General features: G+C 62.1%; 19 protein-coding genes. 8 read left to right on the top strand and 11 right to left on the bottom strand.

The genetic code is table 11. The annotated features are described in order from the left end of the window. Nucleotides 1-2: 2 nt before the first annotated feature. The 5 genes from Q8O96_RS16520 to gcvH all read left to right on the top strand — a co-directional run bounded on the left by Q8O96_RS16520 (nt 3) and on the right by gcvH (nt 5,890). Nucleotides 3-1,220, top strand: coding sequence for a 2-octaprenyl-3-methyl-6-methoxy-1,4-benzoquinol hydroxylase (locus Q8O96_RS16520; protein ID WP_250329826.1), 1,218 nt, complete (start codon nt 3-5; stop codon nt 1,218-1,220). A gap of 137 nt (nt 1,221-1,357) precedes the next feature. Continuing rightward, the gene (locus tag Q8O96_RS16515) at nt 1,358-2,359 is read left to right on the top strand and encodes an extracellular solute-binding protein (RefSeq protein WP_102862181.1); all 1,002 of its coding nucleotides are present in this window, start codon (nt 1,358-1,360) and stop codon (nt 2,357-2,359) included. A gap of 241 nt (nt 2,360-2,600) precedes the next feature. Next, complete coding sequence (locus Q8O96_RS16510) at nt 2,601-4,217, top strand: iron ABC transporter permease (protein ID WP_102862180.1); 1,617 nt, start codon at nt 2,601-2,603, stop codon at nt 4,215-4,217. A 154-nt stretch (nt 4,218-4,371) separates the two neighbouring features. Then, complete coding sequence (gene gcvT / locus Q8O96_RS16505; RefSeq protein ID WP_102862179.1) at nt 4,372-5,454, top strand: glycine cleavage system aminomethyltransferase GcvT; 1,083 nt, start codon at nt 4,372-4,374, stop codon at nt 5,452-5,454. A 52-nt stretch (nt 5,455-5,506) separates the two neighbouring features. Beyond that, on the top strand, nt 5,507-5,890 hold the full coding sequence (gene gcvH, locus Q8O96_RS16500; RefSeq protein ID WP_102862178.1) for a glycine cleavage system protein GcvH: 384 nt from the start codon (nt 5,507-5,509) through the stop codon (nt 5,888-5,890). Nucleotides 5,891-5,951: 61 nt separating this feature from the next. On the opposite strand, the gene Q8O96_RS16495 is transcribed toward gcvH, so the two are convergent. Further along, nucleotides 5,952-7,091, bottom strand: a complete 1,140-nt coding sequence (locus Q8O96_RS16495) for a DegT/DnrJ/EryC1/StrS aminotransferase family protein (protein WP_102862177.1) — start codon at nt 7,089-7,091, stop codon at nt 5,952-5,954. Nucleotides 7,092-7,282: 191 nt separating this feature from the next. Between Q8O96_RS16495 and gcvP the strand changes: the two genes are divergently transcribed. After that, complete coding sequence (gene gcvP / locus Q8O96_RS16490; protein ID WP_305949108.1) at nt 7,283-10,156, top strand: aminomethyl-transferring glycine dehydrogenase; 2,874 nt, start codon at nt 7,283-7,285, stop codon at nt 10,154-10,156. 7 nt (nt 10,157-10,163) lie between these two features. On the opposite strand, the gene Q8O96_RS16485 is transcribed toward gcvP, so the two are convergent. From Q8O96_RS16485 to Q8O96_RS16460, 6 genes are all read right to left on the bottom strand, one after another. Continuing rightward, complete coding sequence (locus tag Q8O96_RS16485) at nt 10,164-11,096, bottom strand: fumarylacetoacetate hydrolase (protein WP_305949107.1); 933 nt, start codon at nt 11,094-11,096, stop codon at nt 10,164-10,166. A gap of 6 nt (nt 11,097-11,102) precedes the next feature. Continuing rightward, the gene (locus Q8O96_RS16480; RefSeq protein ID WP_102862174.1) at nt 11,103-12,380 is read right to left on the bottom strand and encodes an MFS transporter; all 1,278 of its coding nucleotides are present in this window, start codon (nt 12,378-12,380) and stop codon (nt 11,103-11,105) included. Between the two features lie 110 nt (nt 12,381-12,490). Continuing rightward, nucleotides 12,491-13,540, bottom strand: a complete 1,050-nt coding sequence (locus Q8O96_RS16475) for a type III polyketide synthase (RefSeq protein WP_102862173.1) — start codon at nt 13,538-13,540, stop codon at nt 12,491-12,493. A 208-nt stretch (nt 13,541-13,748) separates the two neighbouring features. Beyond that, nucleotides 13,749-14,189, bottom strand: coding sequence for a Zn-ribbon domain-containing OB-fold protein (locus Q8O96_RS16470; protein ID WP_102862172.1), 441 nt, complete (start codon nt 14,187-14,189; stop codon nt 13,749-13,751). 12 nt (nt 14,190-14,201) lie between these two features. Then, the gene (locus Q8O96_RS16465; protein ID WP_016966051.1) at nt 14,202-15,398 is read right to left on the bottom strand and encodes a thiolase family protein; all 1,197 of its coding nucleotides are present in this window, start codon (nt 15,396-15,398) and stop codon (nt 14,202-14,204) included. Nucleotides 15,399-15,427: 29 nt separating this feature from the next. Further along, nucleotides 15,428-16,516, bottom strand: a complete 1,089-nt coding sequence (locus Q8O96_RS16460) for a hydroxymethylglutaryl-CoA synthase (protein WP_102862170.1) — start codon at nt 16,514-16,516, stop codon at nt 15,428-15,430. Nucleotides 16,517-16,978: 462 nt separating this feature from the next. Here Q8O96_RS16460 and Q8O96_RS16455 point away from each other — a divergent pair, with 462 nt between their 5' ends. After that, on the top strand, nt 16,979-17,581 hold the full coding sequence (locus Q8O96_RS16455; protein WP_102862169.1) for a TetR/AcrR family transcriptional regulator: 603 nt from the start codon (nt 16,979-16,981) through the stop codon (nt 17,579-17,581). 52 nt (nt 17,582-17,633) lie between these two features. Here the strand turns inward: Q8O96_RS16455 and Q8O96_RS16450 are convergent, their stop codons facing one another. Further along, a complete protein-coding gene (locus tag Q8O96_RS16450; RefSeq protein WP_305949106.1) occupies nt 17,634-18,518 on the bottom strand; it encodes a DAPG hydrolase family protein in 885 nt (294 codons plus the stop codon). Between the two features lie 142 nt (nt 18,519-18,660). On the opposite strand from Q8O96_RS16450, the gene Q8O96_RS16445 reads away from it, so the two are divergent. Continuing rightward, nucleotides 18,661-19,335: a TetR/AcrR family transcriptional regulator gene (locus tag Q8O96_RS16445; protein WP_102862167.1), complete on the top strand. Its 675-nt coding sequence runs from the start codon at nt 18,661-18,663 to the stop codon at nt 19,333-19,335. Between the two features lie 72 nt (nt 19,336-19,407). Here Q8O96_RS16445 and Q8O96_RS16440 read toward each other — a convergent pair whose 3' ends face one another. The 3 genes from Q8O96_RS16440 to Q8O96_RS16430 all read right to left on the bottom strand — a co-directional run bounded on the left by Q8O96_RS16440 (nt 19,408) and on the right by Q8O96_RS16430 (nt 21,177). Continuing rightward, nucleotides 19,408-19,725 carry a DUF2388 domain-containing protein gene (locus Q8O96_RS16440; protein ID WP_016966055.1) on the bottom strand — a complete coding sequence of 106 codons (318 nt, stop codon included), beginning with the start codon at nt 19,723-19,725 and terminating at the stop codon, nt 19,408-19,410. A 71-nt stretch (nt 19,726-19,796) separates the two neighbouring features. Further along, nucleotides 19,797-20,246 carry an NfeD family protein gene (locus tag Q8O96_RS16435; RefSeq protein WP_102862165.1) on the bottom strand — a complete coding sequence of 150 codons (450 nt, stop codon included), beginning with the start codon at nt 20,244-20,246 and terminating at the stop codon, nt 19,797-19,799. Between the two features lie 10 nt (nt 20,247-20,256). Beyond that, nucleotides 20,257-21,177 carry an SPFH domain-containing protein gene (locus Q8O96_RS16430; protein WP_102862164.1) on the bottom strand — a complete coding sequence of 307 codons (921 nt, stop codon included), beginning with the start codon at nt 21,175-21,177 and terminating at the stop codon, nt 20,257-20,259. Nucleotides 21,178-21,224: the final 47 nt, after the last annotated feature.

Here is a 21,224-nt window from a genome sequence, read left to right as displayed (position 1 = left end):
AAATGCGCGCAGATGTGCTGATTGTCGGAGCTGGAATGGTCGGCAGTGCCTTGGCGTTGGCGTTGCAGGGCAGCGGCCTGGAAGTGCTGCTGCTCGATGGCGGCTCCCTGAGTGTCAAACCCTTCGACGCCGAGTCGCCGTTCGAACCCCGGGTCAGTGCCTTGTCGGCCGCCAGCCAGCGGATTCTGCAGCGCCTTGGCGCCTGGGACGGTATTGCCGCACGGCGCAGCAGCCCCTACTGCGACATGCAGGTCTGGGACGGCAGCGGCACCGGGCAGATTCACTTCTCGGCCTCCAGCGTGCATGCCGAGGTGTTGGGGCATATCGTCGAGAACCGCGTGGTTCAGGATGCCTTGCTTGAGCGTTTGCACGAGTGCGACATCGGTTTGTTGGCCAATGCCCGCCTGGAGCAGATGCGCCGCTCCGGCGATGACTGGCTGCTGACCCTGGCGGACGGCCGGGTCCTGCGAGCGCCTTTGGTCATCGCCGCCGATGGCGCCAACTCGGCCGTGCGTCGCCTGACCGGTTGTGCTACCCGGGAGTGGGATTACCTGCATCACGCCATCGTCACCAGTGTGCGCAGCAGCCAGCCCCATCAACTGACCGCCTGGCAGCGTTTCACCGACACCGGCCCGTTGGCGTTTCTGCCGTTGGTACGGGACGGGCAGCACGACTGGTGCTCCATTGTCTGGTCCACCACGCCCACCGAGGCCGAGCGCTTGATGGCCCTGGATGACGCCGCGTTTTGTGCTGAGCTGGAGCGCGCCTTCGAAGGTCGCCTGGGCACCGTGCTCAGCGCCGACCCTCGGCTTTGCGTGCCGCTACGCCAGCGCCACGCCAAGCGCTACGTGGCCGAAGGCCTGGCCCTGATCGGCGACGCCGCCCATACCATTCATCCGCTGGCGGGACAGGGGGTCAACCTGGGTTTCCTCGATGCCGCAGTGCTGGCCGAAGTGCTGCTGCAAGCGGCCAGCCGTGGCGAGCGCTTGGCCGAGGTCAAGGTACTGAGCCGTTTCGAGCGTCGGCGCATGCCTCACAACCTGGCGCTGATGGCGGCCATGGAAGGCTTCGAGCGGCTGTTCCAGGCCGATCCGTTGCCGCTGCGCTGGCTGCGCAACACTGGCCTGAAGATGGTCGACCAGATGCCCGAGGCCAAGGCGCTGTTCGTGCGTCAGGCACTGGGCCTGAGCGGCGATCTACCAGAGCTGGCCCAAGCGTAGGCGCCGGCTGGCCGGCGAAGCTTCCTGGCGGACGGCTCTACGCAACATCTGGTAACGCCTCGGCGTCAGGTTCGGTTGAGAAGGCAAATGGGAGTCCTTATCATTTCGCCTCATTTTATAATCGAGAGACTGCTCCCATGTTGGCACCGAAGCGTCTACTGACCGCCCTGGCACTCACTTTCATCGGCACCGCCGCCCATGCTGCCGATGAAGTCGTGGTCTACTCCTCGCGTATCGATGAGCTGATCAAGCCGGTGTTCGATGCCTACACCCAGAAGACCGGGGTGAAGATCAAGTTCATCACCGACAAGGAAGCGCCGCTGATGCAGCGGATCAAGGCCGAGGGCGAAAACGCCACCGCCGACCTGCTGCTCACCGTGGACGCCGGCAACCTCTGGCAGGCCGAGCAGATGGGCATCCTGCAACCGTTCACCTCCAAGGTCATCGACAGCAACATCCCTCTGCAATACCGCTCTTCCAACCACGCCTGGACCGGCCTGAGCCTGCGGGCGCGGACCCTGGCCTACTCCACCGAGCGGGTCAAACCTTCCGAACTGACCACTTATGAAGCCCTGGCCGACAAGCAGTGGGAAGGCCGTCTGTGCCTGCGTAGCGCGAAGAAGGTCTACAACCAGTCGCTGACTGCCACCCTGATCGAGACCCACGGCGCGGCGAAGACCGAAGAGATCATCAAGGGCTGGGTCAACAACCTGTCCACCGATGTGTTCTCCGATGACATCGCGGTGCTGGATGCGATCAACGCCGGCCAATGCGACGTTGGCATCGTCAACACCTACTATTACGGCCGCTTGCACAAGCAGAAGCCCGACCTGGCGGTGAAGCTGTTCTGGCCGAACCAGGGCGATCGCGGGGTGCACGTCAACCTGTCGGGTATTGGCCTGACCAAGTACGCGCCGCATCCGGAGGCGGCCAAGGCGCTGGTGGAGTGGATGACCACGCCTGAAGCGCAGAAGATCTTTGCCGACGTCAACCAGGAGTTCCCGGCCAACCCGGCGGTGGCGCCTTCTGCGGAAGTGGCCAGCTGGGGCAAGTTCGTGGCCGATACCCTGCCGGTTGAGATCGCCGGCAAGCGCCAGGCCGAGGCCATTCGCTTGATGGACCGCGCTGGCTGGAACTGAGACTGCCGTTATACTGCGCCCCGCTTTTGCGGGGCGTTTTGTTTAACGGTTGGGCTTTTGTGGCGAGGGAGCTTGCTCCCGTTCCACCGCGTAGCGGTGGCAAGCCCTGAATACGTGATTCAACTGGCGTAACGTGGTTGCAGCCGTTGGGGCGGCCATGGCACCCAGCGGGAGCAAGCTCCATCGCTCCACGCGTTTTGCGCAAGTATTTTTGTCTGTTCCACCTGCCCGAGAGTTCTTTGTGGCCCATCCTGCCCAACGTCGCTGGTATCCCCTGGTCTTCGCCGTAGCGGCCTTGGTCCTGTTGCCGCTGAGTGTGCTGCTGCTGTCCTGGCAGGCCGTCGACCAGCAGATCTGGTCCCACCTGTGGGACACGCAGATGCCGCGTCTGTTGAGCAACACCCTGACCCTGGTGTTCGGGGTCGGCGTTGGCGTCACGCTGCTGGGGGTGAGCCTGGCCTGGCTCACCAGCCTCTGCGAGTTTCCCGGACGGCGCTGGCTGGATTGGGCGCTGATGCTGCCCTTCGCGATCCCGGCCTATGTACTGGCCTTTGTCTTCGTCGGCCTGCTGGATTTTTCCGGACCGGTGCAAAGTCTGCTGCGGGAATGGTTCGGCACAGGCTTGCGGCTACCGAGAGTGCGCTCCACCGGCGGCGTGATCCTGGTGCTGGTGCTGGTGTTCTATCCCTACGTCTACCTGTTGGCGCGCAACGCCTTCCTGGCCCAGGGCAAAGGCTTGATGGAGGCCGCTCGGGTGCTTGGGCAGTCGCCCTGGCAGGCCTTTTGGCGCGTGGCGCTGCCGATGGCGCGGCCGGCCATCGGCGCTGGGGTCGCCCTGGCGCTGATGGAGACCCTGGCGGATTTCGGCGCGGTGTCGGTGTTCAACTTCGACACCTTCACTACCGCTATCTACAAGACCTGGTACGGGTTTTTCAGTCTATCCAGTGCCGCGCAACTGGCCAGCCTGTTGCTACTGGCGGTGATGCTGGTGCTGTACGGCGAGCGACGCGCCCGCGGCGCCAGTCGCACCGGCAACGAGCGGCCCCGGGGCAAGGCGCTGTACCACCTGTCTGGGCTCAAGGCCATGGCGGCTACGGGCTGGTGCCTGCTGGTATTTGCCTGTGCCTTCGTGATCCCGCTGCTGCAACTGCTGGTGTGGTTCTGGCAGCGCGGGCGCTTCGACCTGGATGAGCGCTATGCCGGGCTGATTGTCCACACCCTGTACCTGGGAGGCATGGCGGCGCTGATCACCGTCTGCGTGGCTTTGCTGTTGGCATTCGCCCGACGCTTGGCGCCGACCCGAGGCATCCGCGCCGGGGTCAGCCTGGCCAATCTCGGTTACGCCTTGCCCGGCTCGGTGCTGGCGGTATCGATCATGCTGGCCTTCAGCTATCTGGACCGGGAACTGGTGATTCCGTTGTCCGGCTGGTTGGGCGGGGCCGGCAAGCCGCTGTTGCTGGGTAGCCTGTCCGCCTTGTTGCTGGCCTACCTGGTGCGTTTTATCGCGGTAGCCTACGGACCGCTGGAAAACAGCCTGGAGCGGATTCGCCCGTCGCTGCCCGAAGCCGCGCGCAGCCTGGGGGTGGGTGGGCCGCGACTGTTTTTCAAAGTGTATCTACCGTTATTGCTGCCCGGGACCCTGAGCGCGGCCTTGCTGGTGTTCGTCGATGTGCTCAAGGAAATGCCCGCCACCTTGCTGATGCGCCCGTTCGGCTGGGACACGCTGGCGGTGCGGATCTTCGAAATGACCAGTGAAGGGGAGTGGGCGCGAGCTTCGTTGCCGGCGCTGACCCTGGTACTGGTTGGCCTGCTGCCGGTGATTGGCCTGATTCGTCGCTCAGCCCATCGAATCGGTTAGGTGCCAGCCTTGCACCTTGCGGCTACAATGCGCGGCATTCGGTGCGGCCTGTTGTTTGGCCGGGACGCTGAAATCGGCTGCAAGCCATCTATTTCAAGGCTTTCACCCTAGCAGCGCCAGTCCGCACCCTCGCCACGCCCGGAAGGAGAAACCCATGGGACAGCGTACGCCTCTGTATGACCTGCATCTCGCCCTCGGCGCGAAAATGGTCGATTTTGGCGGTTGGGATATGCCTTTGCATTACGGCTCGCAGGTCGAGGAGCACCATCAGGTGCGACGTGATTGCGGTGTGTTCGATGTATCGCACATGACCGTGATCGATGTCAGCGGCGCCCAGGCCAAGGCCTGGCTCCAGCACTTGCTGGCCAATGATGTCGAACGTTTGCAGCACCCTGGCCAGGCCTTGTACAGCACCATGCTCAATGAGCGCGGCGGCATCGTCGACGACATGATCGTCTACCGCCTCGAGGACGCTTATCGCCTCGCGCTCAACGCCGCCACCCGGGATCAGGACCTGGCCTGGATGCAGGCGCAGTTGGGTGAGTTCCAGGTGCAACTGCGCGAGCGACCGGAGCTGGCCATGCTGGCGATCCAGGGACCTCAGGCCCGGCACAAGATCGCCGAGTTGGTGACCCAGTCCCGTGGCGCCCTGATTCAACAGCTCAAGCCTTTCGAAGCCGGCACCGACGGTGACTGGTTCATCGCCCGCACCGGTTACACCGGTGAGGATGGACTGGAAATCGTCCTGCCCGCCGATCAGGCGCCGGCCTTTTTCAACGATCTGGTGGGAGCGGGGATCTCGCCCATCGGCCTGGGCGCCCGGGATACCCTGCGCCTGGAAGCCGGCATGAACCTCTACGGCCAGGATATTCACCAGGATGTTTCGCCCTTGGCAGCGAACATGGCCTGGAGCATTGCCTGGGAGCCGTCGTCACGCAAATTCATCGGTCGTACCGCTCTGGAGGCTGAGCGAGCGTCCGGGGTGAAGCAAAAGCTGGTGGGGTTGGTACTGGAAGAGCGTGGGGTTTTGCGCGCGCATCAAGTGGTTCGCATCGCCGATGTTGGCGAAGGTGAGATCACCAGTGGTAGTTTCTCCCCTACGCTGAGTAAATCGATCGCACTGGCGCGGGTGCCGATGGCCACCGCTGACCGTGCCGAAGTGGAAATCCGCGGCAAGTGGTACCCGGTCCGGGTGGTCAAACCGACCTTCGTGCGCCACGGCAAGACCTTGATCTAACTATTTCCAGCCGGCATTGCGCCGCTGACACTTCTTCTTGAGGACACAGAACATGAGCGATATCCCTGCCCACCTGCGTTTTGCCGATAGTCACGAATGGGCCCGTCTGGAAGCTGACGGCAGTGTGACCGTGGGTATTAGCGACCACGCCCAGGAAGCCCTGGGCGATGTGGTATTCGTCGAGCTGACGGAAGTTGGCAACGTGTTTGGCGCAGGGGACCAGGCGGGCGTGGTGGAGTCGGTCAAGGCCGCTTCCGACATCTATGCCCCGGTGGCCGGTGAAGTGATCGCGGTCAACGAAGATCTGAGCACCAGCCCCGAGCTGCTCAACAGCGAGCCTTACGACGCCTGGATCTTCAAGCTCAAGCCGAGCAACCCGGCCGATCTGGAGAAACTGCTGGACGCCGCCGGCTACAAGGCCGCCATCGGCGAGTAAGTCGCTCCTGCAAGCAGGCCCGCTCCTGTTGTGCAGGAGCGAGCTTGCTCGCGAAGGCCCTTTAAGCCTGCAACACCTCTTTCACCGCCGCCACCGCACGTTCCACGTCGGCCTTGCTCATGGCGGTGAACATCGGCAACGAGACGATCAGACGACCGACCCGTTCCGCCACCGGGAACATTCCCTCCTTGAAACCGCGCTCGCGGTACAGGCTCAGCAAGTGAATCGGCGGATAGTGATAGCCGATGCCGATGCCCCGTTCCTGCATCTGCTCCATGAAGGTGGCGCGGGCCGGCTTGCCGTCCTTGCGCTCCGGAAGCACCAGCTGGAACAGGTGCCAGTTGCTGTTGCTGAAATCCGCCGGCGGTAGCTGGGCGCCATAGCGAGTTTCGAAGTCGCTGCCAAAGCACTCGAAGTAATGTCGGGCCAGCTCGCGGCGGTGGGCGGTGATCGCCTCGATATGGGCAAACTGCCCCAGGCCGATGGCGGCGGCGACGTCGGTCATGTTGAACTTGCCCCCCAGCACATCCACATCCAGACCGTCGAAGCCGTTGCGGGTGACCCCTTGCAGGCGGTACTTCTCGGCCAGGCGCACTTCTTCAGGGGTATTGAGGACCAGGCAGCCGCCCTCGGACGAAGTGACGTTCTTGTTGGCCTGGAAGCTGAAGGACACGAAGTCGCCACCGGCGCCGATGCGTTGGCCATTCCAGCTGGAACCCAGGGCCTGGGCCGCGTCTTCCACCACCCGCAGGCCGTGTTTCTTGGCCAGGGCATACAAGCGGCTCATGTCCACCGGCAAGCCGGCCAGGAACACCGGGATAATGGCTTTGGTGCGTGGCGTAATAGCAGCTTCCACCTGGGCCAGGTCGATGTTGCGGGTGATCGGATCAATGTCGGCGAACACCGGCGTGGCACCCACTTCGAGAATCACGTTGGCGGTGGCCACCCAGGAAATCGGCGTGGTGATGACTTCATCTCCAGGGCCGATGCCGGCAATGCGCAAGGCGATCTCCATGGTGCAGGTGCCGGAGTTGAAGGTACGCACGCTGCGTCCGCCGAAGAACGCCGAGAGCTGGGCTTCGAACGCCTGGACCTTGGGGCCGCTGGTGATCCAGCCCGAACGCAGCACTTCGCCGACGGCGGCGATGGTGGATTCATCGATGGTGGGTTTGGAGAACGGCAGGAAAGACGGTTGGCTCATGACGATGGGGCACCCGATAAGCGGACGATGAGAGCAGGGGTTGCGGCGCACCGGGGCCGGCGCGCGGACGCCCTGCATGATGGTACCGATTGCCTCGGGATGCCAGCGCGTCGACGCGCAGAATCGGCTGCTATGCTGCTTGGCACCCTGTTGCATCGACGCTGAGCGCCGCTTATCGGAGAGAGCCTGCCATGTCCCTGTCGCCATCCCTGAGCCAGTTACGCGAGCCCAACGCATTTCTCCACCGGCACCTGGGGCCCGATGCCGAGGAGCAGCAGGCGATGCTTGCCAGCCTCGGGCTGGGGAGTCGGATCGAGCTGATCGAGCAGACGGTGCCGCCGGGCATCCGCCTCAATCGCGCCCTGGACCTGCCACCGGCACTGGATGAACAGGCGGCCCTGGCCAAGCTCAAGGGGTATGCCGCGCAGAACCAAGTCTGGACCAGCCTGATCGGCATGGGTTACCACGGCACCCTGACGCCGACGGTGATCCTGCGCAATGTGTTGGAAAACCCCGGTTGGTACACCGCCTACACGCCTTACCAACCGGAAATCGCCCAGGGCCGACTCGAAGCCCTGCTGAATTTCCAGCAGATGACCATCGACCTCACAGGCCTTGATCTGGCCAACGCCTCCTTGCTGGACGAGGCCACCGCAGCGGCCGAAGCCATGGCCCTGGCCAAGCGCGTGGCCAAGTCCAGGAGCAATCTGTTTTTTGTCGATGAACACTGCCATCCCCAGACCATCTCCGTGGTGCGCACCCGGGCCGAGGGGTTCGGTTTCGAGGTGATCGTCGACGCTGTGGATAACTTGCCCGCGCATCAGGTGTTTGGCGCGCTGTTGCAGTACCCGGATACCCACGGCGAGATCCGCGACTTGCGGCCGTTGATCGATCAGTTGCATGCCCAGCAGGCCCTGGCCTGTGTGGCCACCGATCTGCTCAGCCTGTTGGTACTGACCCCGCCCGGCGAGCTGGGGGCCGACGTGGTCCTGGGCTCCTCCCAGCGCTTCGGCGTGCCCATGGGCTACGGCGGTCCTCATGCAGCGTTTTTCGCTTGTCGCGACGAGTACAAGCGGGCGATGCCCGGGCGCATCATCGGCGTGTCCAAGGATGCCCGCGGGCAGGTGGCCTTGCGCATGGCTCTGCAAACCCGCGAGCAGCATATCCGCCGCGAGAAGGCCAACTCCAACATCTGCACTGCCCAGGTGCTGCTGGCCAACATCGCCGGCTTCTATGCGGTCTATCACGGTCCGGCTGGCCTCAAGCGCATTGCCCAGCGGGTGCATCGATTGACCTGCATCCTCGCTGCGGGCCTTGAGCGCCACGGCATAACGCGGGTCAACCGGCACTTCTTCGACACCCTGACCCTGGAGGTGGGCGGCAGTCAGACCGCGATCATCGAGAGCGCCAAGGCGCTGCAGTTCAACCTGCGGATTCTCGGCCGTGGCCAGTTGGGCCTGAGCCTTGATGAGACCTGTGACGAAACCACCGTGGCCCGGCTGTTGGACGTGTTTCTCGGCGCGGATCATGGATTGGACGTCGCCGAACTGGATGCCGAGGTGCTGGCCTCGGGTCTTCCTGACAGCCTGTTGCGCCGCAGCCCCTACCTGACGCATCCGGTGTTCAGCGCCCATCACAGCGAAACCCGGATGCTGCGCTACCTCAAACAACTGGAGAACAAGGACCTGGCGCTCAACCAGTCGATGATCCCCTTGGGCTCCTGCACCATGAAGCTCAATGCCAGCAGCGAGATGATCCCCATCACCTGGCCGGAATTCGCCAACCTGCACCCCTTTGCCCCTCGGGAGCAGGCCGTCGGCTACACCTTGATGATCGAGGAACTGGAGTGTTGGTTGTGCGCCATCACCGGCTTCGATGCCATCTGCATGCAGCCCAACTCCGGTGCCCAGGGCGAATACGCGGGGTTGCTGGCCATTCGTCGTTACCACGAGAGCCGCCAGCAAGGCGGGCGGCACATTTGCCTGATACCGGCCTCGGCCCATGGCACCAACCCGGCCTCGGCCCAAATGGCCGGGATGCAGGTGGTGATCGTCGAATGCGATGAGGCTGGCAACGTCGACCTGGAGGATCTGACGGCCAAGGCCCAGGCCGCCGGTGATCGGCTGTCCTGCCTGATGGCCACTTACCCCTCGACCCATGGCGTCTATGAAGAGGGCATCAGCCAGATCTGTGAAGTTATCCACAGCCACGGCGGCCAGGTGTACATGGACGGCGCCAACCTCAATGCCCAGGTGGGCCTGACTCGGCCTGCGGACATCGGCGCCGATGTCTCGCACATGAACCTGCACAAGACGTTCTGCATTCCCCATGGCGGCGGCGGGCCGGGGATGGGGCCGATCGGCGTGCGAGCCCATCTGGCGCCCTTTGTCGCCAATCACCCGGTGGTGCCCATCGACGGGCCGCTTGCAGAGAATGGCGCGGTCAGCGCGGCGCCCTGGGGCAGCGCCAGTATCTTGCCCATCAGCTGGATGTACATCGCTCTGATGGGGCCGCAACTGGCGGATGCCAGCGAGGTGGCGATCCTCGCCGCCAACTACCTGGCCGCCCAGCTCAGCGGCGCCTTCCCGGTGCTCTATAGCGGGCGTAATGGCCGAGTGGCCCATGAATGCATCCTCGACCTGCGGCCGCTCAAGGCGCTGACCGGGATTACCGAGGAGGATGTGGCCAAGCGTCTGATGGATTACGGCTTTCATGCCCCGACCATGTCCTTCCCGGTGCCGGGCACGCTGATGGTGGAACCCACCGAAAGCGAGTCCAAGGCTGAGCTGGACCGCTTTGTCGAGGCCATGCTGAGCATTCGTGCCGAGATCGCCCAGGTCCAGGAGGGCAACTGGCCGGCCGAGGACAATCCGCTCAAGGGGGCTCCCCATACCCTGGCGGACATCACCGGGATCTGGGCGCGGCCCTACAGCATCGAGCAGGCGGTGCTGCCCAGTGGCCATGCCCGGGCCCACAAGTACTGGCCTGCGGTGAACCGGGTGGACAACGTCTACGGTGATCGCAACCTGTTCTGCGCCTGTGTCCCGGTGGCGGCCTATCGCTGAGTCCGCCTCAGTAGTGCTGGCGTAGCCGCGTGGGACGGCTGCCGTGGGCGCGGTCCCGGTGTGGCTGACTCTCCAGGGGATAGAGGTGCAGCAGCTCTTCTTCGCTGACCTGGTTGCTCAGGCCCAGCTCCAGCTCCGGGCAGTCCAGGTCCAGCCAGTCGCCGTGCTGCAGCTGCAGTTCGTTCTCACGCCGGCAGGCACTGTGGAACACGTAGTGGACCATGCCCGGTTGCAGGAACTGCTCATGCTGTTCGAGGAAGGCCTGGGAGTATTTGCGGATCGCCCACCAGTTCTGCAGATCAAGGCGATAGCTGAGGTAGGACAACTGCACGCCCTGGCGTTCAACCCGTACATTGAGTGACAGGCTGCTCTGCAGCTCGCCGAGGATCAGCGCCGGAGTGATGGCGCACTGGCGCAGGCGTGATTGTGCGCAGGAACTGGCGTCCTGGCGGCTGAGCAGCGGGTCATGGATGTCATGACCCAGGCTGAAGCCGACAAAGCGCAGTTGCTTGAAGTGGTCCACCAGATACACGCAGAACACGCCCGGCTGACTGCAAATGCTCAGGGCGTGATACGGGATCATCAGCGCCTCGCCGTCGGTCTTGAGCAGGCTGCCGTTGCCCTTGTAGAACCAGCCCTGGCGGGTGTTCGGGGTGTTCAGGCTGACCTCGCTGACCTGGGCCAGGAGGCTGTCGCTGGGTTTGAGTGGCGGACGCAGCGGCCCTTGCGGGTGTCCCTCGCAAGGCTGTTGCGGATGGGCTGGCAGGCTGCGCAGGTACTCGCTCCAATCCAGGTGCCGGCGGGCGCAGAAATGCAGGGTTTCGTATAACCCACCGTGTTCGGACAGGGCATGCATGCTGCGACCATTGTGCAAGTCGAACAGCCCGATGGCGCGCTGTTCCTTGTGGCAGACATCCAGCAACAGCAGGTAATCGTCCATGATTTTCTAGTCCTTCAGGGGCAAGGGGGCGGGGAGGATGGGCAGCGGCTCGGGGGCTCGCGTCCGGCGAGGTTCGAGCGCACTTTCCTTGAGCAGAAATGACATCAGCAAGCCGATCAGGCTGCCGCTCAGGGCCACGTACAGGATCGACGGCAGGCCGAAATGGCTGGCGGCAAACCCGGCCACGGCCGGGGACAGCCCGCCCCCGAGAATCTCGCCGAAACCCACGACAATCCCGGTCGCCGTCGGCAGCAGGGCCGGGGCCACGGATTCACTGGTCAGTGGGCCGACCGTCATGCAGATCAGGCTGAAATTGAAAAACGACAGCAGGAACAACAGCAGAAACAGCAGCCAGGGAATCGCCGGGCTGACGATCAGCAGGCCCACCAGGGTGCTGCTGGTCATGAAACAGGCCGATACCACCGGTTTGCGCCCGAGGCGGTCGGACATTCCGGGAATGATCAATTGGCCGATGAAACCGCCCAGGCCGATGGCCGAGATGACAAAGGCCATGGACAGGGTTTCCAGGTGCAGGTGGTCGGTCAGGTAACTGGGCAGCATGGCGCAGAGCACGAACTGACAGGTGAGGATGCAGAACATGATCAGGATGTTCAGGCTGACGTTGCCGCTCTTGAACGCCGCCAGCCAGTTGCGCCCGGCGCTGCCAGACAGGCCTGCGGTGGAGGGCGCCGGCAGCGGCCGGTAGACCTTCCACAGGTAGCCGGCCAGCAGCAGGCCCGGCAGGGAAATGATGGCGAACACCGCCCGCCACGAGCCGGAAAGCTGCAGCAGGTACGCGGCGATCAGTGGCCCCAGGCACAGGCCGAGAATCGGGAACAGCGCCTGCTGGATACCCAGGTTCAGCCCGCGTCGGTCAGGGCGCGAGACTTCGTTGGTAACAATGATGCTGGTCGGGGTAAAGGCGCCTTCGCAGATGCCCATCAACCCGCGCAGGATCACCAGCCCCAGCACGCCGGTGGCCAGCGCGGAGAAGCCGGACAGCAGCGACAGCACGGCAATCGAGGCCACCAGCACGCGGCGGGTGCCCAGGCGTTCGATCACGCCGCCCATGCCCAGGGCGGACAGCCCCCAGGTGAAGGCCAGCGCGGCGGACAGGTAGCCCAGGTCCTGATAGTCCAGTTGCAGGTCGTGCATGATCACCGGAAACAGCGGCAGGATGATGAAGCGATCAAGCCCCACCAGCCCGAAACTCAGTGACAGCAACAGCACCATGGATCTTTCGTAACGGCTGTCGGCAGCCGTGGTTGGTATTCCAGCGTTCATCGCTCTGCTTCCTTGAAAACCATGAACCCGGCGCGGCGCGCCGTGAGGGTGCGGCCTGACGTTGCCTTACAGCCCGGCAACGTCAGGTCGGACAGACGCAGGTTTTCCCGTCAGGCGGTCCACTCACCGACGGCCATTTCCGCAGTGAAGCCTGGGCCGAAGGCTGCCAGCAGGCCGATATCGCCTCGATTCAGGTTGGAATCGAACTGCCGCTTGAGCACGTCGAACACCACCACGCTGGCGATGTTGCCGGCTTCCGAGAGGCTGCTGCGCGATTGCGAGACCCGGTTCGAGGCCAGGTCCAGGTGCATCACCAGCTCGTCGAGGATCTTGCGTCCCCCGGTGTGGAAGATGAAGAAGTCGTTGTGCGCGCAGTTCTGTTCGAACGTCTCGTAGTTGAGCTTCTCCATCACCGGCGCCACATCCTTGATGGAGTTCATCACCGCCTTGTCCAGGGTGAAGTGGAAGCCGGTGTCCTTCACGTCATATTTGATGTAGTGCTCGCTCTTGGGCAGGAAGAACGACTCGGTCTTCTTGATCTTGAAACCGCCGGCCTGGTCGTCGGCGCGCAGCACGCAGGCCGACACCGCATCGCCGAACAGGGCCGCGGAGATGAAGGCATGCAGCTTGGTGTCGTCTGGCTGATAGCACAGCGAAGAGAACTCCAGGGACACGATCAGCACATGGTTGCGAGCATCGAGCCGGGCGAAATCGTTGGCCCGGTTGATGGCCGCGGCCCCGGCCACGCAGCCCAGCTGGGCGATGGGCAGTTGCACGGTGGAATTGGGCAGGCCGAGGTCGTTGATCAGGTGCGCGGTCAGCGACGGCATCATGAAGCCGGTGCAGGAGGTGACGATCACCATGCGGATGTCGCTGATCTGCAACCCGGCATTTTCGATGGCCTGGCGCGCCGCCGCGGATGACATCTGCCGGGCTTCACGCTCATAGACGATGCTGCGGTGGGTGAAGCCGGTGTGCACCGCCAGTTCGTCGATCGGCAGCACCAGATGGCGCTCGTTGACTTCAGTGTTGGCGATCATGCGTTTGGCCAGGGCCATGCGCGGATGGTCGGCGTGGAGGTTTTCCAGGTGATCAACCATCTGCTGTTGGGTGATCTTGTGTTGCGGAAACATGACGTGTGGAAGGCAAAGAGTAGACATGATGGGTCCTTGGCTCTAAGTAAGCCAATAAGTTAAGGGGTGGGGATAGTCCCCGTTCATAGGCACAGGAATCTGTAGGCCCTAAAGGAAATCAGGGCCTTAAGGCAACTTCGAGGCGTGAAGCGGCCGTTGATGTAACTTTTAAGTTGGATTTTATTTTAATGGCTAACTTCAAGGTGCCTTATATAAAGGCACCTTGAACAACAACTTATATATCCAGTACGAACTTATAAGCGTATTGCCAGGCCAGGTTGCTTTCGCGCACATGCTTGCGAATCACCATGCGCACTGGTGCGCCGACTTTCAGCTGCTGTGGATCGCAGACATCGACGATCTCCGAGGCAATCACCAGGCCGTCATCCAGGCGCACCATGGCCATGACGCGCGGCACGGTTTCGCCATAACCCATGGCGGCCAGGACCGGGTTCTCGGCGTGGGCCATGACTTCGATCTTGCCCGTGCGCTTGCAGCGGTAAGGCTTCACGCTCAGGGAATTGCAGGCGCCGCAGACGGTGCGCCTTGGGAAGAAGATTTCGTTGCACTCTTCGCACTGGCTGCCTTCGAGGCGGTACTTGCCGCCATGCTCGCGCCATTCGCGGAGCATGCTGGCAGTGGTCATTCTGTGGATCTGTTCTGGGTACATGGACATGGTCCGGGCTCCTTAGTCGTTCGAGAGGACAATCACTGAGTTGTGCGCCGCATAACCGCCAAGGTTCTGCGACACGCCGATGCGTGCGCCCTTGACCTGGTTGTCGGATTCACCCCTCAGCTGCCGGAACAGCTCGGTGATGTGCAGGATGCCGTCGCAGCCCGAGGCGTGGCCGCGGCCGATGTTGCCGCCGTCGGTGTTCAGTGGTAGTTGGCCGTCCAGGGCGATGCCGCCTTCGAGTACGAAGTCGCCGGCCTGGCCCTTGCCGCAGATGCCCATGGATTCCATCTGGATCAGTCCGGCGCCGAGCAGGTCGTAGACCTGTGCCACGTCGATGTCCTTGGCGGTGATCCCGGCTTTCTTGTAGGCAATTTCCGCGCAGGCGATGGAGTTGGCCGAGACGGCCATGCCCACGTCCTTGGGCAGGCCCGGGTGATGCAGGGTCGGATTGTGGAAGCGCGTGCCGAAGTAGTGTGAGACCCCGGTGTAGGCACAGCCGCGGACGAACACCGGTTTGTCGGTGTACTTGTGGGCCAGGTGTTCGGCCACCAGGATGGCGCAGCCACTGGCTTCGCCCCAGGCCAGCATCGAACCGCAGGCTTCGCTGTTCTTCAGCGCTTCCAGGGTGGGAATCGGCTGGCCATAGCGGGTGGCGGTCGGGGTGTTGTGGGCATAGACGCGCATCTGCCGGCCAAATGTGGCCAGGACATCAGCCTCGCGACCGGCATAGCCGAACTTCTGGAAGTATTCGGCGGTGGCCAGGGCGAAGGCGTCGGTATGGGAGATGCCGAGGAAGTAATCGTATTCACATTCAGTGCTGGAGCCGATGTACTCGGCGTAGTTGAAGTGATCGGTCATCTTCTCGAAACCGCCGCACAGGACGATGTCGTACTCACCGGACGCGACCATCTGGTGACCCATCTGGAACGACACCGAACTGCTGGTGCAGTTGGCGGTGCTCATGAAGGTCGGCGCCGGGCTGATGCCCAGGGCGTCGGAAATGGTCGGCCCCAGGCCGCCATATTCGGAAATGCCTTCACCGTGATAACCATAGGCGACCCCCTGGATTTCCCGGGGGTGCATCTTGGCGTCCTTGAGGGCTTTATAGGCGGACTCGACGATCATTTCCTTGAACGTCTGCCGAACTCGTGAACTTCCGGGCTTCGGCGTATAGGCGGCCGAAACGATTGCAACACGACGTGCGCACATGTACATGCTCCTTGCGTAGACAGGCGTAATCAGAGGTAGGCGGTCAGGGCGTAGTCAGCCCGCAGGTACTTGAACTCGTACTTGATGGAGGTGCCGTAATCGACATAGGTCTTGGCTTCGAGCAGTTCGCGCAGGGGCGTGTTGTGCTTCTGGTACTGCTCGATGGCGTCGGTGACGGTCAGGGCAATGGCGTCACTGCCGGCCCCGAAACCATAGGACACCATGAGGATCTTCTGCCCCGGACGGGCCTGGTCCAGCACGTTGATCAGGCCGAGCAGCGGGCTGGCGGCGCCAGTGTCACCCACATCGCCGGCGTAGATCCCCGGTTCGATCTGCTTGGTGTTAAAACCCAGGTGCTTGCCCAGGGAATAGGGCGTGGACACCAGGTTCTGCTGGAACACCACGTAGTCATAGTCGGCGGCGCTGGTACGCAGTTTGGCCATCAGGCCTTCGGCGGCGCGGCGGGTCTGATCTTCCAGGCCGATGCTGTTCTTGTCTGAGCCCAGGCCCATCCCGGAACGAATGTAGCGATCGCCCTGGGGGCGGATGTTGTCGGCGATATCGGCGGCGCAGGAAAAACTGCCGTCAAACTCGGCGATGACGTTCTGATTGCCGATCAGCAGGGCGGCGGCGCCGGCTCCAGCATAGGACTCGGTCAGGTCGCCCGGCGCGGTGTTGCGGTTGATGGTGTCGGCGCCGATGGCCAGGGCGCTGCCGGTCATGCCGGAGGCCACCAGGGCCTGGCAGATCTGCAGGGCGGAGGTGCCGGACTTGCCGGCAAACTGCACGTCGGCGCAATAGGCGTCGTAACCGCTGCCGAGCATTTCCAGGATGATCGAAGCCGAGGCTCGTGAGTCGTAGGGGTTGGTGCAGGTACCCAGGTACAGGGCTTCGAGCTCATGGCCGGGGACTTTATCCAGGGCCCGTTGCGCCGCCAGCACACCGAGGGTGATGACATCTTCATCGGGCTGCAGCACGGCTCTTTCAGTGACGCCGAGGTTTTCCTCGACCAGCTTGAGCTCGGTGTTTTTCCAGACGTTGATCACGTCCTGGACTTTGAGGCGGCATACCGGAATACCCGCGCCATAGCTGACAATGCCTACTTTTTTCACGTTCATTTTCCTCTTGATTCCATTCTTTTTGAGAAAACTGGGTCGTGCCTGCTCAGAAGCACCCTTGAAACATACGGAAAACAATTTTGCTGTCTGTCTCGTGGCGACACCGCATAAACCGGCGGCCCAGAGGGGGGGGACAGCAGACTCCGAATAGGGGAAAACCCACTCGAAAGCTGTTTTTCTTAACCTCTCTATGCTATGATACGGAACGTTTCGTTTAGTAATAATTTCAGACGATCTAGTCTCTTTTTGGGAAGCGGGCCGCAGCCTCGAATCCGAGGGACTCGCAGTTGCAGGGCCTGATTTACTCAACCCTAATGAGATACTTTAAAAACTAGATAGATCGGTGCAAGAAGTTCATGATTCTTTTAAGAATGAAACGAAACGGACCGTTTCATTTCGATTCGGAGGAATCCTATACCCTGCGTTGCGTTTGTCAAGCGCCCTGCCTGGAGATTTTTTATTGTGGCTCGTACCCCATCTCGCAGCTCCATCGGCTCGTTGCGAAGTCCCCATACCCATAAAGCCATCCTCAGTTCCACCATCGAAATCCTTAAGGAATGCGGTTATTCCGGGCTTAGTATCGAGTCCGTCGCCCGCCGGGCGGGTGCCAGCAAGCCGACGATCTATCGGTGGTGGTCGAACAAGGCGGCATTGATCGCGGAAGTTTATGAAAACGAGAGTGAACAGGTCAGGAAATTTCCTGATCTCGGCTCGTTCAAGGCTGATCTCGACTTTTTGCTACGCAATCTCTGGAAAGTCTGGCGAGAAACCATATGCGGAGAGGCTTTCCGCTGTGTCATCGCTGAAGCGCAGTTGGATCCAGCAACATTGACCCAGCTCAAGGATCAATTCATGGAGCGCAGAAGGGAGTTGCCGAAAAAGCTGGTGGAAAATGCCATTAGCAATGGCGAGCTCCCCAAGGACACCAACCGTGAATTGCTGCTGGATATGATTTTTGGTTTTTGCTGGTATCGGTTGCTGACCGAGCAGTTGACGGCGGAACAGGACATTGAGGAGTTCACTTCTCTGCTGATCAACGGTGTTTGTCCTGATACGCCACGTTGATTCATTGCCAGCCATTAAGCCCTTGAGTTGTGCGGGCTTAATGGCTGTTGTTTCAGGCTGAAGTCGCGCCGAACTCCCGATACAGGTCCGGCAGGAAGCTGGCCAGATGATTGAACTCGCACATATCGTGCACGGCAAATTCATAGGCCAGGGTTTCCAGCTCGGCTTCGCCAAAGCCACTTTCCTTGAGCAGCGCCGATGCTTTTTCAGCTCCGGGAAAGCGGGCCATCGATGGGTGCGATCCGACCCAGTAACGGCTGGTCAGGTACATGCCGCCCGGCACTTCCTTGAACAGATGCACCATCAATGACACCGGCACCTCTGGGTGATCGGCCAGGCTCATCAAGGCACTGACGCTGCCGTCGATTTTCGCTTCGCGATACAGGTCAGGGTCAAGGCCCAGGCTGGCTGGTTCCTGAAAATCGATGTGCAAGTGCATCAGGCGATCGCCGACATACTCCGATGCGCAGAAAGTGTTGCCATACAGCCGCTCCTCGAAGCTCAAGGATTCGTCGCTCAGGCGCTGATGGTTCACGCAGGGGTTGCTGACATGGGCGTAGGGGAACCACAGGGTATAGCGCTCCGATTCCGCCGGGTGCCACATGAACCACCACTTGAACATCTGTGCGGTGCAGCCGGGGAAGAACTTGCGGCTTTGCACATAAGCCATCGGCCCCGGTAGCAGGGCGTAGCCGGACTCCTCACTGACGAAGTCCGGGTCGAGCAGACGATTGATGCCCTCGACGCTTGGGGTCAGGGTGTCTTTCAGGTCCATCGGGCCTTGTTGGATCTTGCGTACAGCGGACAGCGGCACGCGCATTTCCGAGCGGAAATACTTGGCGTAGGGCTTGTTTCGGATTGCTACCTGGTTACGCAGGAAGAGCTTCTGCATGGGCAGTGAGAAGTAGGTGAAGGGAGTCATGATGCGCGCTTCCATGCTGATATCCTTTGGCGTGAATTGACGAGTAGCCGCCACGTTCGTGCAATCCGCTCGCGGAGTTGAACGAGAAACTGGCGCTTTTTAGCTAAGCAGTCCATAAACAAAAGTCAAATTTGAATTTAACTTAGTGAGAGCGTCTATGGTCGTTTCCGCTTCCCCGCCGCCTGCTGCGGCCCGTGCGCCGCGTCAGGATGGCCAGGCAACTCGCCAGCAGATCCTGGAAACGGCTGGCCAGCTCTTTGCCGAGCTGGGGTACGCCAACACCACCAGCAAGCAGATTTGCGAAAACTCCAAGGCCAACAACGCCTCGGTCAACTATCACTTCGAGAACAAGGACGGCCTGTACCGGGCTGTGCTGCGCGAAGCCCACGATCGCCTGGTGCGGATCGAGACCATGATCAGCCTGAGCGAGAGCCAGGACAGTGCCGAAGATAAGCTGCGGGCGATCATCACTGTGCTGATCGAGGGGCTGAACAATCAGCGCGAGGGCTGGGCACTGAAAGTGCTGACCCGCGAGCTGCTGTCGCCTTCGTCGGTGCTGCCGGCGGTCCTGGAGGAGCAGGCGTTCCCCAAGGCGAAGATCGTGCGCACCATTCTCGGCCAAATCATGCACCTGTCGCCGGAAGATCCGGCCACGTTGCGCAGTGCCGTCAGTGTGTTCGCGCCCTGCCTGTTCCTGCTGATCGCCCATCAGCCGCTGGCGCGCAACGTACTGCCCGGCCTGGAGCTGGACCCGCCGGCCCTGATCGAGCACATGATGAGCTATGCCCTGGCTGGCCTGGCGGCGGTGGCCCGGGCTTCTGGCAGAGCCTAGCGTGTCATTCGGGCGAAAAAAAACGCCGACCCTGAGGTCGGCGCTTTCTGTCAGCCATCCCTGGGACGATCCTTACTCCTGTGCGACGGCGTTCTTCGCCAGGATCGCGTTGGCCAGTTCCATATCAGTGGCCTTGAGGCCGGGATTGTCGGCGCGGACTTTCTGCATCGCGGCTTCCAGGTACGGGCCGCGAATGCTGCCTTCGCTGGCGACGAAGCTGCCGGCGTCGTCCTGGGCGGCGACGATCAGCTTGTGATCCTTGAAGGTCAGGTAAGTGGAGCCGGTGGTGGCGCCGGAGGAAATGACGTTACGCCAGAAGGTGTCGGCCATTGCCGAACCAACGGGAAGAGAAAGCAGGGCAAGGGTGGCGACAGCTATTTTCAGACGCATGATGGGTGACTCCAACTGGGGGTTATCTGCACCGTTTGATTCTAGATACCCCAGCGGAGTTCCGTGACCCATCAGTCAAGGTTTTCGACCAGCAGAATGGCGCCTTCCTGGCCAATCACGCGCACCCGGGCGCCCACAGGCGCGTCGGCGCCCTTGGCGATCCACACCCCATCGGCGACCTTGATCCGGCCACGGCCGTCAACGATCGCCTGATGCACCACGAAGGTCTTGCCGACCAGCTCCTGCCCTCGCAGGTTCAGGTTCGGCTGGTCGCTGGGGCGCACCACACTGCGTTGGCGACGCCACCAGTACAGGGCAGTCAGCACCGATAGCAGGCCGAACAGGAGGAACTGCACCTCCCAGGTCAGGCCGGGAATCAGAAAGGTCAGGACCCCTACGGCGGCAGCCGCCAGGCCGATCCACAGCAGGTAGCCGCCGGCACCGAACACTTCGAGAATCAGCAATACGGTGCCCAGGGCCAGCCAGTCCCAGAACGATAGGGCGTGCAAGAATGCCAACATGGATCGGGCCTCAGACCTTCTTGCCGTCGAACGTGGCCTTGACGATTTCGCCAATGCCGCCCACGGCGCCGATCACCTGGCTGGCTTCCAGTGGCATCAGGATCACCTTGCTGTTGTTGGCCGACGCCAGCTTGCCCAGGGCATCGATGTACTTTTGCGCGACGAAGTAGTTGATCGCCTGGACGTTGCCGCTGGCGATCGCCTCGGATACCACCTGGGTCGCCCGGGCCTCGGCTTCTGCCTGGCGCTCCCTGGCTTCGGACTCAAGGAAGGCTGCCTGACGTTCACCCTCGGCTTCCAGAATCTGCGCCTGCTTCTTGCCTTCGGCGGTCAGAATGGCCGCTGCCCGCAGGCCTTCGGCTTCGAGGATCTGGGCGCGCTTGACCCGTTCGGCCTTCATTTGCCCGGACATGGCCGCCATCAGGTCGGCAGGCGGGCTGATGTCCTTGATCTCGATACGGGTGATCTTGATTCCCCAGGGCGCGGTGGCTTCGTCAACGGTTCGCAGCAGTTTCTCGTTGATGCCGTCACGTTGGCTCAGCATCGCGTCCAGTTCCATGGAACCGAGCACGGTACGGATATTGGTCTGCAGCAGGTTGCGGATGGCGTGCTCTAGGTTGTTGACCTCGTAGGCCGCCTGGGCGGTGTTGACCACCTGGAAGAAGCACACGGCGTCGATCTGCACCGTGGCGTTGTCGGCGGTGATGACTTCCTGAGGGGGAATGTCCAGCACGCTTTCCATGACGTTGATCTTGCGACCGATGCGGTCCATCACCGGAATGATGATGTTCAGCCCCGGCTTGAGGGTGTTGGTGTAGCGACCAAAGCGCTCCACTGTCCACTGGTAGCCTTGGGGCACGACCTTGAACCCCATGAACACCAGGGCCACCGCGAGGCCGACAAAAAGTAACAGTACGCTTCCGATCTGCATAACATTCACCTGTTCAGTCATTGCTCAAGGGCTCGAGGAGCACGAGT

This window comes from Pseudomonas sp. LPH60, assembly GCF_030718165.1.
Taxonomy (GTDB): Bacteria; Pseudomonadota; Gammaproteobacteria; order Pseudomonadales; family Pseudomonadaceae; genus Aquipseudomonas; species Aquipseudomonas danubii.
This window is presented reverse-complemented; position numbering and strand designations above follow the sequence as displayed.